Source organism: Paenibacillus peoriae, assembly GCF_022531965.1.
Classification (GTDB): domain Bacteria; phylum Bacillota; class Bacilli; order Paenibacillales; family Paenibacillaceae; genus Paenibacillus; species Paenibacillus polymyxa_D.
Window position 1 is genome coordinate 4,864,084 of the sequence record NZ_CP092831.1, and the last position, 15,293, is coordinate 4,879,376.

Annotated in this window: 13 protein-coding genes; all 13 read right to left on the reverse strand. The window is 45.7% G+C overall.

What is annotated here, in order from left to right:
• Positions 1-150: 150 nt before the first annotated feature.
• Positions 151-519, reverse strand: a complete 369-nt coding sequence (locus MLD56_RS21635) for an ArsR/SmtB family transcription factor (protein ID WP_007432172.1) — start codon at positions 517-519, stop codon at positions 151-153.
• 149 nt (positions 520-668) lie between these two features.
• Complete coding sequence (locus MLD56_RS21640; protein ID WP_029519228.1) at positions 669-1,793, reverse strand: NADH:flavin oxidoreductase; 1,125 nt, start codon at positions 1,791-1,793, stop codon at positions 669-671.
• A gap of 186 nt (positions 1,794-1,979) precedes the next feature.
• On the reverse strand, positions 1,980-2,315 hold the full coding sequence (cyoD, locus tag MLD56_RS21645; protein WP_029519230.1) for a cytochrome o ubiquinol oxidase subunit IV: 336 nt from the start codon (positions 2,313-2,315) through the stop codon (positions 1,980-1,982).
• On the reverse strand, positions 2,316-2,924 hold the full coding sequence (gene cyoC / locus MLD56_RS21650; protein ID WP_013373104.1) for a cytochrome o ubiquinol oxidase subunit III: 609 nt from the start codon (positions 2,922-2,924) through the stop codon (positions 2,316-2,318). It lies immediately after the preceding gene.
• Positions 2,924-4,900, reverse strand: coding sequence for a cbb3-type cytochrome c oxidase subunit I (locus tag MLD56_RS21655; protein WP_025723659.1), 1,977 nt, complete (start codon positions 4,898-4,900; stop codon positions 2,924-2,926). Before MLD56_RS21655 ends, cyoC begins: the two co-directional genes overlap by 1 nt.
• 25 nt (positions 4,901-4,925) lie before the next feature.
• The gene (cyoA, locus tag MLD56_RS21660; protein ID WP_029519232.1) at positions 4,926-5,909 is read right to left on the reverse strand and encodes a ubiquinol oxidase subunit II; all 984 of its coding nucleotides are present in this window, start codon (positions 5,907-5,909) and stop codon (positions 4,926-4,928) included.
• A 344-nt stretch (positions 5,910-6,253) separates the two neighbouring features.
• Positions 6,254-6,502: a hypothetical protein gene (locus MLD56_RS21665; protein WP_029519233.1), complete on the reverse strand. Its 249-nt coding sequence runs from the start codon at positions 6,500-6,502 to the stop codon at positions 6,254-6,256.
• 220 nt (positions 6,503-6,722) lie between these two features.
• A complete protein-coding gene (locus MLD56_RS21670) occupies positions 6,723-8,069 on the reverse strand; it encodes a GH1 family beta-glucosidase (protein WP_029519234.1) in 1,347 nt (448 codons plus the stop codon).
• Positions 8,070-8,074: 5 nt separating this feature from the next.
• Positions 8,075-10,546, reverse strand: coding sequence for a glycoside hydrolase family 95 protein (locus MLD56_RS21675; protein ID WP_029519236.1), 2,472 nt, complete (start codon positions 10,544-10,546; stop codon positions 8,075-8,077).
• 106 nt (positions 10,547-10,652) lie between these two features.
• Positions 10,653-12,347, reverse strand: a complete 1,695-nt coding sequence (locus tag MLD56_RS21680) for an ABC transporter substrate-binding protein (protein ID WP_029519238.1) — start codon at positions 12,345-12,347, stop codon at positions 10,653-10,655.
• 73 nt (positions 12,348-12,420) lie between these two features.
• Positions 12,421-13,323: a carbohydrate ABC transporter permease gene (locus tag MLD56_RS21685; RefSeq protein WP_029519239.1), complete on the reverse strand. Its 903-nt coding sequence runs from the start codon at positions 13,321-13,323 to the stop codon at positions 12,421-12,423.
• Positions 13,324-13,338: 15 nt separating this feature from the next.
• Positions 13,339-14,352, reverse strand: a complete 1,014-nt coding sequence (locus tag MLD56_RS21690; protein ID WP_029519240.1) for an ABC transporter permease — start codon at positions 14,350-14,352, stop codon at positions 13,339-13,341.
• Positions 14,353-14,864: 512 nt separating this feature from the next.
• A complete protein-coding gene (locus MLD56_RS21695) occupies positions 14,865-15,281 on the reverse strand; it encodes a cupredoxin domain-containing protein (RefSeq protein WP_029519241.1) in 417 nt (138 codons plus the stop codon).
• Between the last annotated feature and the right edge of the window lie 12 nt (positions 15,282-15,293).

The window sequence follows — 15,293 nt, forward strand, 5'->3', positions numbered from 1 at the left end:
TCATATATTATTTATTAAGGTCATTATATTCAGGATCAGGGTCAAAAGTCAATGACATCTAGCCCTTTTTAACAAAAAAATCGACTTCAACGGACAAACGCCAAAAGAGCGCCAATCGCTTGGCGCCCTCTGTTGTTTTATCCCAAAAGATTATTGATGTGATATGTGTTGATGGGTTTGCAAAAAGATCTGCTCCACATGATTATCATCCAGTGAATAAAACACCGTTTTGCCTTCTTTGCGTCGTTTGACAATACGCAGGTTGCGCAAATAACGAAGCTGGTGGGATACCGCAGATTGTCCCATATTGAGCACCTGGGTCAGATCATGAACACACAGTTCTTTTTGTGCCAGGGCATAAATCAGCTTGATTCGTGTCGGGTCACCCAAAGCTTTAAACAGCTCCGACATTTTGTATGCGATGGAATCCTCAACAAGGGAAGATTTTATGCGCTCGATTTCCTGATCTGAACCGTGACAAGCCGGCTCGCAATCCAAAGCTTCCGTTTCAGAATTCATCCTTTTCACCCCGTGTATTTCGACTTGATGCTCCTATTATAGCAAATTCGTAGAGTTTACGAATAGCTTATATTACAGCTTGCCCTGTAACAGAAGACTTCCAAGTCTCAAATGCTTGCCTAACGCTATAGCTTTACAGTACATAAAGCTTAATTCAGCGTCTTTAATACTTCATCACTGTAAGGAATAATTTCTTCTATTTGTTGATCACGTAACTTCACCGCAAACGCTGGATCAACCAGCAAAGCACGTCCAACCGCAACCAGATCAGCTTCCTCTCGTTCTACTTGCCCCACGAGTTGTTCTAATCTTGCCTCTACACTACTGGATTGTTCGGTTTGACGATTATTATTTTTTTCAAAATCACTCAAAAACGCCTTCTCCAAGCCAATGGAGCCTACAGTAATAACTGGCTTACCTGTTATCTTTTTCGTCCAAGCTGCCAGGTTTAGATCGGACCCTTCAAATTCCGGTTCCCAAAAACGGCGGCTTGAGCAATGGAATACATCCACTCCTGCCTTCACTAATGGAGCGAGAAACTGTTCAAGTTCCTGAGGTGTCTGTGCCAGCTTTTCTTCATAGTGGTACATCTTCCACTGGGAGAATCGCAGTATAATTGGGAAATCCGGCCCTACTGCACGACGACAAGCCTCAATGACCTCCACCGCAAATCGAGTACGCTGGACCAAATTGCCTCCATATTGATCGGTACGCTTATTCGTTTTGTCCCAGAAAAACTGATCGATTAAATAGCCATGTGCCCCATGAAGCTCAATGCCGTCAAAACCCACTCGCTGGGCATCGGCAGCAGCCTGAGCATAAGCGGAGATGATATTCGCAATCTCGGTCTCGGTCAACGGCTCAACTACCTTTTCACCGGCAGGAGAAATACCGGACGGACCGACAGGCAATGCCTCGGGATTCGGTTGGTTATCCGCACCTATTTGGCGAGCTGTACCCACATGCCAGAGCTGCGGTATAATCTTGCCACCTACCGCATGAACCTCCTCGACTACCTTGGCCCACCCCTTTAATCCCTCACCATAAAAATTAGGAATGCTGGTGTGCTCTACAGCTGCGGGATGATTAATAGCAGTTCCCTCCGTAATAATCAAACCAACCGCATTTTCTGCACGCCGACGATAATACATCGCCACGTCAGACCCTGGGATACCTTGAGGAGAAAAATTTCGTGTCATTGGCGCCATAACAATCCGATTGGGAAGAGATAAATTACCTGCCTTAAAAGGTTTAAACAGTAATTCTGTGTTCATTACTTTTCCCTCCGCTCTCCACTAGTATTATCGTTTTCACTCTACTGTTATACAATTCCATTTTACACATACGTAAACTTGAGTTCAAGAAACCACAGTTTTAATTTTAATAAGCTACACAAAAAAAAGAAGAAGCGGTTCTAAGTCCGCTCCTTCTTTCCTAATTAGTTTGTACTTGTGTGATTTTTAGTGTGCTACCATGTTGTATTCCATAATCCATACTGAACCACCAACGACGGTCAACAGGATCACTACACCAAGAATCAAGGTCATAACATTCCAACGTGGTCCATTGCTTTCACGGATGTGCATGAAGAAGAAAAGCTGAACCAGAAATTGCAGCACTGCCGCGGCTAAAATAACAACCATGGTCGAAGTGCGGCTCAACATATGATTCATCACCACGAAGAGAGGAATGATGGTCAGTACGATGGACAGAATAAACCCGATAACATAGGATTTCACTGAACCGTGAGAATCATCATGACCATGCGAACCTGCTCCTGATTGATGCTGTGCCATCTACATCACCCCCATCAAATAGACGACTGTCAGCAAGAAGATCCAGACAGCGTCCAAAAAGTGCCAATACAAGCTCAATGCCGAAACTTTCCCCTTCGTCTCTGGTGTAAGCCCGCGTTTTTTCAACTGGAACATGAGTCCAATCATCCAAACCAGACCTAACGAAACGTGAAGTCCGTGCGTTCCGACTAGAGTGAAGAATGCCGACAAGAACGCACTGGTTCCAAAATTGGCTCCTTCGTGTACCATTTCAACAAACTCGTAAACTTCAAAACCGATAAAACCAAGACCCAGGATCGCTGTTACGATTAACCAGCTGATTAATCCCTTCATGCTTCCTTTGTTCATAGCCAACACAGCCAGACCACTTGTGAAGCTGCTCGTGAGCAAGAGGAACGTTTCAATAATAACGCCCGTCATGTTAAACAGCTCTGCGCCACCTGGTCCTCCGGCCGTGTTATTCCGAAGGACAACGAAGGTTGCGAACAAGGTACTGAACAGGATTACGTCCGTTACGAGGAAGATCCAAAAACCAAGCATCTTCAGCTCTTGCGGATCGTGATGCCCGTGGTCATGATCATGGCTGTGATGTGCTGCAGCTTGTGCCATTATACAGACCCCCTTATTGCCGCTTCCGTGCGTTTTACTTCATCCGCAGGGATATAGTAGTCGCCATCGTAGGAGAAGAACGAACGGCAAATCATACAAATTGCCACACCGATCAGCCCTGGAATATAGAAGAACGACCATCCGAATACGAACCCGAAACCTGCAATGAAAAAGAATACCGACATAATGAATGGAATCGCCGAGTTTTTCGGCATATGAATCGCTTCAATTGGCGGTTGCTTTCTGAAAATACCTTTTGCACGTTTATCTTTTTCTGCCCACCAGTCATCACGTTCTTCTACTTGTGGAATGGTAGCAAAATTGTATTCCGGTGCAGGTGAAGGTATCGACCATTCCAACGTATGGCCACCCCAAGGGTCGCCTGTTGTATCCTTCAGCTTGCGGTAATTCTTGATGCCCAGAAGAATTTGAAGAACCTGGAACAAGAACCCAATCCCCATCAGGAATGCCCCAACGGTCGAAACGAGGTTAAGCGGCTGCCAGCCGGTATCCCAGCCATAAGTGCTCAGACGACGCGTCATACCCATCAGACCGAGAGAATATTGTGGAATAAAACATACATAGAAACCGATGTTCCAGAACCAGAAAGCCCATTTACCAGGCGTTTCAGGCAATGTGAAACCGAACATTTTAGGCCACCAATAGTACAGACCTGCCAAGTAACCGAACACTACACCACCAATCAGAGCGGAGTGAAAGTGAGCGATCAAGAAGTAACTGTTATGGAACTGGAAGTCAGCAGGCGCTACAGACAACATGACGCCCGTTAAACCAGCAATCAAGAAGTTCGGAATAAAAGCAATTGACCACATCATAGGGGTTTTGAATGTAATCTTACCCCGATACATCGTGAACAGCCAGTTAAATACTTTAACCCCTGTCGGTATTGCGATAACCATCGTCGAAATCGCAAAGAATGCATTAACATCTGCGCCTGATCCCATCGTGAAGAAGTGATGCGCCCAGGTGAAGAAGGACAGGATCGCAATCATGAACATAGCGTAAACCATGGATTTGTAGCCAAACAATTTCTTTTTGGAGAATACACTGATGACCTCGGAATAAATACCGAAGGCAGGCAAAACTACAATGTATACCTCAGGGTGACCCCACATCCAGATCAAGTTGATATACATCATCGGGTTACCGCCGAAATCAAGCGTAAAGAAGTGTCCTCCTCCAAAGCGGTCAAGGAACAGCAATGCCAAAGTAACCGTCAGAATCGGGAATGCGAAAATGATAATAACACATGACGAAAATACGGACCACGTAAAGACAGGCATTTTCATCCAAGTCATACCAGGTGCACGCATTTTAATAATGGTCACAATAAAGTTGATCCCCGTAGCCAATGAACCTATACCAGAAATCTGAATACCCCAGATATAGAAGTTCTGACCGACGCCAGGACTAAATTGCAGTTCTGAAAGCGGTGGATAACTCAACCACCCTGCATCTGGCGAACCGCCGATAACAAAGGACAAGTTGAACAACATCGCTCCCATAAAGAAAAGCCAAAAGCTCAATGCGTTCAGGAAAGGAAACGCAACGTCGCGCGCACCAATTTGAAGGGGTACGGCGATATTAAACAAACCAAACATCAACGGCATCGCCATAAACAGGATCATGATCGTGCCGTGAGTTGTGAAAATCTGATTGTAATGCTCAGGATGCAGAAGTGTCACATCCGGTGTAGCCAGTTGAACACGCATCAATAATGCATCCACGCCTCCGCGGAATAACATCAAGATGGCCGCAAGAATATACATAATACCGACTTTTTTATGGTCAACAGTAGTCAACCAGTTTTTCCAAAGCCAGCCCCATTTTTTGAAATAAGTGAGCACAAACACGATCCCGATCGTCGCTAATGCGATGGAGACGTCCGCTCCATAGATCATTGGGTCTCCAGTAACGAAGAAAGTGGATGCAAACTCTTTTATTTTGTCAAGCATTGGGGGCCTCCTTCCTTATAATCATTTAATTGTGTCCGCTCATATTCATATGACTCATGTCCATTCCAGCATGATCTTCTGTGCCGGACTTGGTTGAATCTTCTGTGGATGTAGCTCCGCCATGTCCAGCATGGGGGTTAGGAGCCCCTTCCACTACATACTTGTTGACAATCTCTTTGAACAAGCCATCTGGAATCGAAGAATACTCATCAGGCTGGGACAAACCTGGTTTTGCAAGCGCCAAATAGCCGTCTTTCGTCAGCGGCTTAGACTGCTTCTTGATGTCAGCGACCCAGTTTTTATACTCTTCATCCGACTGGACCTCTACATCAAAACGCATTTGTCCAAAATGCTCACCGCTAAAGTTTGCACCCGAACCAAAGTAAGTTCCTTCGTGATCGGCCTGCAAATGCAGTTTCATAGCCATGCCTGACATGGTGTAGATTTGTCCGCCCAATTGCGGAATCCAGAACGAGTTCATCGGTGCGTCAGCAGTCAGTTCAAAACGGACTGGAACACCTTTAGGAATGTGAACTTGGTTAACTGTAGCTATACCTTCCTCTGGGTACATAAAGAGCCATTTCCAGTCCAGTGAAGTCACTTGAATGGTTACTGGCTTTTGCGTACTTGCCAACGGCTTGGAAGGCTCCAGCAAGTAGGTATATCTTGCAGTAATAACCGCAATAATACAGATAACGATAATTGGAATAGCCCACCATGTGGTCTCCAGCTTTTTGCTGTCATCCCAGTGGGGTTGGTACTTCACCTTGTTTGTCGGTGTATCACGATACCGCCAAATGATGAAGAAAGTCAAAATCATGACCGGTACAATTATTAGCGCAGACAATGCCGTTGTAAGAATGATCAGCTCTTTTTGTGCTTGCCCAATGGGTCCTTTCGGATCGAAAACAACGTATTTTCCGCCAGCATAAAAACACGTCCAAATGAGCAATGCTACCGTGAGCACGGTCAAAACCAACGCAATAATCGCTTTTGGTTTTTTGTTCATGTTGTTCCCCTCTCCTTAAATAATAAATTACTCAAAACTTAACGAACTCCTGTAATGTTGCCCCTATATAAGATAGCAGAAAAGCGGCCACTTTTTTTATTGTTAACAGAATTGTCGATTATTTGTCCGATTTTTGTGAAAAATATCTCTAAAAATAAAATTTCTCTTGCAAATTCAAAATATATTATAATTCAAAGATGACATATTAAAAACGTTATTTGTGTATCTTAAAGAAGTTATATTAAAGAAAAAAGCGGGACTCCCTACAGTTATCATCCTACACTGCTCGAAGCCCCACCTTGTTGTTTTCAGTATATATTTGCTTTAAATCATTTTTAATTTTATTAACTGCGACCGTTTTCCTGGTCTTCCTTCTTGCGTGCAATGACAAATGATTTCCCAACGAGAAAAATAAAAATCCCGGCAACAACGCAGCCAATGCCTGTCATTAAATATATATTTCGATCAGTCAAATTTCCTATATCAAGCAAAATAAGGATAATACCTGCAATACAAGCGATCAAAGCGATAACAGATACCGTACGGCTCATCTGCCCGTCAGTTGATCCTGATTTTCTAAAATTTGCAGCCATCCCCTCCACTCCCTTCGGTCCAAAATAATTTTAACGCCCTCGTTCGGTATTTTTGTCAGTATGCACACATCTTGCTTCTTTATTCCCTTTGGTCTCTACATACCTGAAACAACCCTCTGCATATCCTGACTATTATTACCCCGGAAGACCCAGTATTCAAACAAAAGGGAATGAAGACAGATCCGTCTTTGCTATATTTTTTAAAAAAATTGCTCTTCGTTTAACGTCTGGTCTCCAACCAGTTATTACTTACTATATTTCGATACCAATAGTAACTTTCCTTCGGGGTGCGGACCTGTGTGCGAAAATCGACATGAATCATGCCAAATCTCATATTATATCCCTCTGCCCACTCAAAATTGTCCATAAGTGACCATGCCATATATCCTTTGACATGAAGGCCGTCATGAATCGCCCGGTGTACCTGCACCAAATGCTGCTGCATATACGAAATGCGACGGTCATCCTGAACCTTGCCATTCACGACATCATCGTTGATACAAGCCCCATTCTCTGTGATATAAATATCGAGGTTACCGTATTTTTGCAAATAATGCAGTACCTCGTACAGCCCACGCGACTCCACTGGCCAGCCGATATCTGTTACAGGTAGCCCCATATTGATTTCTTCAGATTGAAGAAACCCGGCTTCAGGATTAAAGCGATTAACCGACATACTATAGTAATTAATACCGATCATATCAATAGGCTCGCCAATAATATCCATATCACCATCCTGAATAGGCACGGTAGCTCCCTGCTCCGCGAACCAGTCTACCAAAAACTGAGGATACGAGCCTTGATAAATAGGTTGAAGAAACCAGTCACTGTGCAGGGAAATGGTGCGCGCACAAGCAGCTTTATCTTCCTCAGATGTACTGTAAGGGACAGCCCATGAGACATTGGGAGCGATACCGATCTGGCCACTGGTGCCCAGCTCACGGAAGCGGCGCACAGAAAGACCATGTGCAACTAGCAGATGATGTCCTACATCAATGGCTGTCTGAAGATTTGTCAGACCTGGGGCATGAACACCCAGCATATTGGATAAAAAGGCGATACACCACGGTTCATTGAATGTTAGCCAATGGTGTATTTTACCGTGGAACTCGCGGAACATCGTTTCTGCATACTGGACAAATGCTTGAATCGTGTGACGATTCTCCCATCCTCCAGCATCCTGAAGCGCTTGAGGCAGATCCCAATGGTACAGTGTACAAAACGGTTCAATCCCGTTTTCGTTCAACAAATCGACTACGCGATGATAATAGTCCAATCCTTCTTGATTGACTTCACCGTCACCATTGGGAAATATACGCGGCCAGGACACGGAAAAACGGTATGTACGAATGCCCAGCTCCTTCATTAGGCGGATATCTTCCTCGTAGCGATGATAGCTGTCACAAGCTACATTGCCGTTATCACCGTTGAATACTTTGCCAGGCGTATGGGCAAAGGTATCCCAGATCGACAAGCCTCTCCCATCCTCCTCATAAGCTCCTTCGATTTGATAGGCTGCCGTCGCGGTGCCCCACATAAAGTCCTGCGGAAATTGAAAAATGGTCATATTGTCTATTCCTCTCCTTCAATTATAATCGTATGTCCGTTCGTTATTTCCTGCTCTTTGGTAAAAATCCATGACAAAATAAATCCTCCGTGCTCAGGATCAGGCAGAGCCTGACGAGCATCTGCGCTAAATGGATGTGCACTGCGAATCGTGCAGCTTCCTGCTGAGATGGATGTGGCCAGTTCTGCACGGACAAGCCGGGAACCGGACCATTCCATGCCGACCGTCATCCCGCCATGTCCCTTCAATCCACTGACCCGTCCCTCCGGCCATGCCGTTGGCAGGGCAGGCAGTAACGTCAGCTCTCCCGGACGGCTTTGTAGCAGCATTTCTGCGATCCCCGCCGTCGCACCAAAATTACCGTCGATCTGAAAAGGCGGGTGAGCGTCAAATAAATTAGGATAGGTCGATTGCGACAGCAACGTGCGAACATACCGATGTGCGGCGTCGCCATCTTCCAGTCGAGCGTACAGATTAATCAACCAGGCACAGCTCCATCCGGTATGCCCACCACCGTGATCAAGCCGTCGACGCAACGATATGCGAGCCGCCTCAGCTAGCTCCGGGGTATCACGGATGTGAATTTGTCGACCAGGATATAACCCATATAGATGCGAAACATGTCGATGCCCAGGCTCCGCTTCCTCAAAATCGACAAACCATTCCTGTAGCTGACCGTGGCGACCAATTTGATAGGACATTAATCTGTCTCGTGTCTCCTCGCAGCGGTTGCGGAACTCATCATCTAGTTCCAGCAGATCCGCAGCTTGAATGCAGTTACCCAACAGCTCTCGAATCAGCGTCATATCCATGGTAGAGCCCATAGATATGCTGCAATCCTCGCCATCCGTCGTTTTGAATTTATTTTCAGGTGATGTGGATGGGGACGTCACAAGCTGACCCTCCGGGCCTTCTACGAGCCAGTCCATGCAAAAGGCTGCCGCCCCCTTCATGAGCGGATAAGCTTGTTCTGCCAAATAGGCTATATCCAAGGTAAACAGATAGCGCTCCCATAGGTGAGCAGTTAGCCATACACCTCCAAGCGGCCAAAATGCCCAGCTGGCATGTCCCCCTGAAGGTCCGGCGTATCTCCACACATCTACATTGTGATGAGCCGCCCATCCTTGAGCACCATAATGGATGGAGGCTACCCTCCGTCCCGTACGAGCCACTTCTCCAATCATGTGCAGCAAGGGTTCATGGCACTCGGCAAGATTGCATACTTCTGCGGGCCAATAGTTCATCTGAGTATTAATATTGGTTGTATAATTACTGTTCCACGGCGGCTGCACCCGGTCATTCCAGATGCCCTGAAGATTGGCAGGCTGACTCCCCGGACGCGAGCTACCCATGAGCAAATAGCGGCCATACTGAAATAACAGCACTTCCAGCCCCGGGTCGGCCTGACCTTTCTGATAACGTTCTAATCGCAGATCGGTCGGTAGAACGAATTCGTCGGTTAGAGTATCACCTCCCAGTTCTAATGCAACGCGGTCAAACAGCTTTCGATGATCCTGTTCATGGCGTTGCCGCACCTGCTCAGTTCCCAGCGAAATTGCTCCGTCTAAAATGACTTGACATGCTTCTGCTGACTCCGTTGCATCACTATTCGGCATAGCGTGAAATCCCCTAAATCCAGTAGCTGCTGCCAAATACACCGTGATTTTATCCGCGCCTGAGATGATCAGCGCACCATCAGTGTCCTTCGTCAAGGTTCCTCCCTCGGGAATAACCCTCGCCTGAACTGCAAAAGCCATCCCCAAATCATTTTCATAAACGACAGACTGTGGATGATCACCGTGATAATTAGATTCCACATGACTGGGCGCTCGTCCAGTCAATGTCATAAAGTCCCCGGATGGCTCCTCGGATGGATCATCCTCTTTATCGCTATCCCATTTGGATGAATCACCAAAATGTACATCCTCTCCAACCTCGTCTTCACAAGGATGGGGGGAAGTGATGCGCACGGATGCATGGATCTTCCCAAGCTTATTCGCAGTCAGTGACACCATGATGATTCCATCTGGCGCACTGGCGATAACTTCACGGGTATAGCGGACTCCATCACTCTGAAAAGTGACGGCTGCGGTTCCGGTCAGCAAATCCAGTTTCCGTTCATAATGTGCAATTTCCCCTAGGCCCTCCTGCGTAATCCACAAATCTCCCAAAGGCTGATAGGCTTCCGTATCGCGACCTAGCATATTCGTATTAATCAGTTGTTCCGCTTCCTTGTATTTTCCATCTGCAATCAGCTTTCTGGCAGGCTGCAAATATCGCAATACATCATACTGAACGCCATCTCTGGGAAACCCGGACCAGAGCGTATCCTCGTTTAATTGCAAATGCTCCTCTCTGATTCCGCCAAATACCATAGCTCCCAGCCTTCCATTGCCGACTGGCAATGCTTCCTCCCATACCTCAGCAGGCTGGCGGTACCATAAACGCAGGGATTGTGGCTTTTCGCTTTTCGTCACATCAAACCCTCCCCCATCAAGATCAAACAGAGCGCTAATCCCGTATGGACCTTAAGGACAAGCGCTCTGTCATTCCGGCATTCAAAATTTCGTTAAAAGCAGTCAGCTATTTAGAAGCCTTACCGCTCCATAACTCCACTCTGTCCTTCACCAGTTGCGTGTATTGCTGTTCCATTTGGACAGCTCCGGCGGCATCCAGTTCTTTAATCATGTTGTCGTATACCGTATCAAAATTGGAAGCTGTTGCTAAAATAGCTTCGGGTATACGTTTGCGGATAATGTCGGTCGTTTTTTTGAATGTAACGTTATAGTTGGATTCATTGTCTGTTGTCAGGTTATAGGCTGCGCCCCAAGGCTTTACATCAAATTCTTTCTTGTCTGGGAACAGATCTTTCCACGTTTTTACGCCATATGCTTTAAGGGATTCTTTCTCCGGCTTCGAATAAGCCGCGATAATTTGCTCCGGGAATTTGGCAGTATAGTAGTTACCCGTAGGGTCCTTCACGCCGTCACCATAGTGTCCGCTGATGAGCGTGTACAAATCTATACCCGTGGATTTGCTGAAGTTGGTTGCATTGTTCGTTTTTTGCTCCAGCACATCAGCCGGAATGATGCGTTTGCCATCTTTGATCTCATAATGCTTGCCCTCGATCCCCCAGTTCACTAGCACCTGTCCTTCATCGGAAGCTAAATAATCAAGGAATTTTATAGCCCGCACCGGGTCCTTGCAATTTTCCGTAATACCTACACCATAACCGGACACGAAGCCCATATCCTGAAAGGAACGATCCTTGTATTCCTCCGAAAGTGTAACTGGAAAATGCGCGTAGCTGGCATCAGCCTTACCGGACGCTTTTAATGCATTTTCAGCATCCTGATACCCCCACTCCTGGTCAATCAGACCGAGGACACGGCCGCTGGCAATTTTGGATTTGTATTGATCACTTTTTTGCACAAACGAATCTTTATCGAGCAGCCCTTCATTGTACATGTGGTTCAACCACCGAAAATATTCCTTTTCTTCTGGACGTTTGTAATGAAGTTTGGCTTCAAATGTTTTGGGATCAATAAAATATTCACCATCATCCGGCGCTCCAGTCGTCTGGAAGGCAGGATTCGTTACGGTAATCATAATTCTCCAGTCATCTGCATCCAGCGTGAGTGGGATTGTTTTTTTGCCATTGATCGTCGGATGCTTGGCAGTATAGGTTTTGAGTACGTTTTCATAATCCTGTAGCGTTCTTACCTTTGGATAACCTAACTCCTTGAGCACCTTATGCTGAATTTCAAATCCCCCTGTTGCGTCAAAACTTTCCTGTCCCACACCTGCATACGTAGGAAGGACATAGATGGATTGATCCTTATTACTGTATTTCAAACGATCCATATAGGGTCCATATAGCTTTTTGAGATTAGGTGCGTGATCGTTGATCAGATCTGTCAGATCAATCATGGCCCCCGCATCCACAAGCTTATTAATATTCGCTTTAGGAGAAACCAAGTCCGGGTATTCTCCACTTGCTGCCATCAAAGCAATTCGGTCATCTCCACCTCCACCGCTGACATCAAATTCCGCATTCAAGGTTACACCTGTTTTCTTGGTGATTTCCTTGCCTATTTCATCCTTCATTCCGTTCCATTGTGGGCTTGTATCTGCTCCGAAGAAGCTAAACGTAATCGGGTCTGTACCGCTGGATGTGCTCTCCTTCGCTGCTTTATCGCTTCCCCCACAACCTGCGAGTGCGGTAAGTGACACCGCGAGCAAGGGAATCAGTGCAAATCTGGACCAGTGTTTTTTCATGTATAAATCCTCCTATATTCTTATGATGACTTCTCCTGCAAATAACTACTATTTACTGCCAGAATCCTGGCTTTTATGATTTCACTGCCCCCAGCGTCATACCGCCTACAAAATACTTTTGCAAGAACGGATACACCATCAGGATGGGGAGCGTAACCGTAATCGTGATTGCCATTTTGATCGACTCTGGTGAAATTTGAGCCATTTGTTTAGCCATGTCGTTGCTATTCGTCATACTGGAGCCGCCTTGCTGCGTACTTTGCAGTATTTTCATCAGCTCATACTGTAACGTCGTCCATTGCGACGCCCCACCGTTGTATAAATACGTATCAAACCAAGCATTCCACTGACCTACTGCCAGAAAAAGAGCAATCGTTGCCAATACTGGTTTGCACAGCGGCAAAATAATTCTCCAGTAAATCGTGAAATCATTTGCTCCATCGAGTTTGGCAGACTCCTGCAACGCATACGGCAAACCATCCATAAAGGAACGAATGACAAACACGTTAAATGCACTGATTAAGCCTGGAAAAATGTACACCCAAAACGAACCTAGCAGATGCAAATCCCGCATCAAAATAAACACGGGCACCATCCCGCCGGAAAAATACATCGTCAACGCCAAAAACGTAGAAATAAACTTACGAGCACGAAACTCGACCCGACTCAATGTAAAAGCAAGCATAGATGCGCAGATCAATCCGAGTACCGTCCCGACCAAAGTACGAAGAATAGATATTTGCAGTCCCTGAAGAAGGCCATCGTACTGGAAAATCGTTTTGTAATTTTCGAGCGTAAATTGGCGGGGCCATATATAAATACCACCACGAACCGTGTCCGTTGAATTGTTCAGGGAAATCGCAAGTACGTTCAGAAACGGGTACAGCGTCAACACCACGATCAGAGCCATGAGGATATAGTTGAACAGGTCAAACAGCTTCTCAGACCGGGTAGCATTAAATGCCTTATTCGTCATTTCGCTTCTCCCTCCCTACATGATGCTTTCTTTGGTCAGTTTTTTGAATATACCGTTCGCCGTAAACAACAGCAGAATGCTAACCAGCGAGTTGAAAATACCAATTGCCGTCCCGTAAGAGAAGCGACCCAAATTAATCCCGTAATTGAGCGCGTACAGATCCAGCACCTCGGAATAATCCGTCACAAGACTATTGCCAAGCAAGAACTGCTTTTCAAAACCATTGCTCACCAGATGTCCAATCGCCATAATGAACAGAATGGCAATCGTCGAGCGGATACCCGGCAGTGTAATATGCCACATCTGTCTCCAACGACTCGCTCCATCCACGCGCGATGCTTCATACTGTTCTTGATCAATTCCGGTGATTGCAGCTAAATAAATAATCGTATTCCAACCTGTCTCCTTCCATATGTCGGAAGCGGTTACAATATACCAGAACCAGCTCCCCTTTGCCATGAACTGAATCGGTTCATCCACAATATGAAGCGCTACCAATACATCGTTGACAATGCCTCCGTCAATGGACAGCATCTTGGTGACCAAGCCGGCCACAACTACCCAGGATACAAAATGCGGGAGGTAGGATATTGTCTGCACAAACCGTTTGAACAGCATACCACGCAGCTCATTTAACAGAATTGCAAAGAAGATCGGTACGACAAAACCAAATACAATCCCCATCAGGCTCATCGCTAGCGTATTGCGTAATACCAGATAAAATCGTTCATCCTGAAATAGCTCAATAAAGTTATCCAGCCCTACCCATTTCTGGTCCGTAAAAGATTTGGCTGGCTTATAATTTTGAAACGCCATCGTCCAGCCCCAAAGCGGAAGATAGCTGAAAACAAACACCCATATGACGAAAGGAATGGACATAAAATAAAGATACTTTTGCTGCTTCACACTGTCCCACAAGCCTTTTTTACCACGGTCAGGCTTCGGGCCGCGAGCCTTGCGTGGTCTTCCCCTATTGGATTCAGGAATCAAAGCACTATTGTTGGAAGCGGTTTCAGTTGAAGATCCCATAACAAGCTCCTCCTCATCTCTAGATACTATTATCATACTTTGCTGGCTTGGAAGCGGATACCCGACGAATTAGGAGAAAAATCAGTTCAAAATTAGATATATGGGATGAAAAAAATTACATTCGTGCCACTACGCATGCGGATGGTGCTTCCCATCGCTGTTGTCCCCGGATTTCTTGAATAAGCACACAAAGGTAGAAAGCCGGGGACAGTTTATGCTTGCGATGCGAACTTTCCTGCAGAAAGCTTTAAGGCGACCGCTTCGCTTGTCCAGCACATTCCGCCTGTTCCGTTCTAATGTAAATTCCCTGAAAGAAGTCTTGTAAAAAACAAAAGATCAGCAATGTAAGCTGATCAGAGGTAAAGGGTAAAGGATAAAGCATAATGCAAAAGGGATAATGCATACTGCACCACAGGTGGTGGATGGTATATACACACTGTCGCAATTAACCTAATGATTGATTGAAGGAAAAAAAGCTTTCTGGCATCAATGTGCCAGAAAGCTTTTTTGATTTATTTTACTGTGATCGTCCCGTAGTACATGTACATACCGCAATTGTACTCATATACGCCTGGTTTCAAGTCCTGGACGGTAAAATAATTATTTTCGTGATCCAGGTAAACGTCCATTCCGATCTTCAACGACTGCACTTCATCAATGCAAGTGAAGGATGTCATTTTCTTGAAATTGATTTTGGTTGGAACGCCGGCTTTCACTTCAATATTTTTAGGATAGAAACCGTCCCCTTTTACACCCACTGTAACAATCTCATATTTAGTTTTGTCTGGCTCTTCCTGAGCCTGTTTAGGTTGAATGACCGGAAATGACGACACGCTCCCCTGAAAATAAAACAAGACAAACCCGCCCATGCTCAGGGCTACAAAACCAATCAGCATCAAATGCCAATGCTTAGAGATAAGTGTTTTCATTCATATCAGCCC

Excerpts from the sequence above, each read along its gene's own strand:
- MLD56_RS21635 (WP_007432172.1), bottom strand. The coding sequence starts at position 519 with ATGAATTCTGAAACGGAAGCTTTGGATTGCGAGCCGGCTTGTCACGGT.
- MLD56_RS21640 (WP_029519228.1), bottom strand. The coding sequence starts at position 1,793 with ATGAACACAGAATTACTGTTTAAACCTTTTAAGGCAGGTAATTTATCT.
- cyoD (WP_029519230.1), bottom strand. The coding sequence starts at position 2,315 with ATGGCACAGCATCAATCAGGAGCAGGTTCGCATGGTCATGATGATTCT.
- cyoC (WP_013373104.1), bottom strand. The coding sequence starts at position 2,924 with ATGGCACAAGCTGCAGCACATCACAGCCATGATCATGACCACGGGCAT.
- MLD56_RS21655 (WP_025723659.1), bottom strand. The coding sequence starts at position 4,900 with ATGCTTGACAAAATAAAAGAGTTTGCATCCACTTTCTTCGTTACTGGA.
- cyoA (WP_029519232.1), bottom strand. The coding sequence starts at position 5,909 with ATGAACAAAAAACCAAAAGCGATTATTGCGTTGGTTTTGACCGTGCTC.
- MLD56_RS21665 (WP_029519233.1), bottom strand. The coding sequence starts at position 6,502 with ATGGCTGCAAATTTTAGAAAATCAGGATCAACTGACGGGCAGATGAGC.
- MLD56_RS21670 (WP_029519234.1), bottom strand. The coding sequence starts at position 8,069 with ATGACCATTTTTCAATTTCCGCAGGACTTTATGTGGGGCACCGCGACG.
- MLD56_RS21680 (WP_029519238.1), bottom strand. The coding sequence starts at position 12,347 with ATGAAAAAACACTGGTCCAGATTTGCACTGATTCCCTTGCTCGCGGTG.
- MLD56_RS21685 (WP_029519239.1), bottom strand. The coding sequence starts at position 13,323 with ATGACGAATAAGGCATTTAATGCTACCCGGTCTGAGAAGCTGTTTGAC.
- MLD56_RS21690 (WP_029519240.1), bottom strand. The coding sequence starts at position 14,352 with ATGGGATCTTCAACTGAAACCGCTTCCAACAATAGTGCTTTGATTCCT.
- MLD56_RS21695 (WP_029519241.1), bottom strand. The coding sequence starts at position 15,281 with ATGAAAACACTTATCTCTAAGCATTGGCATTTGATGCTGATTGGTTTT.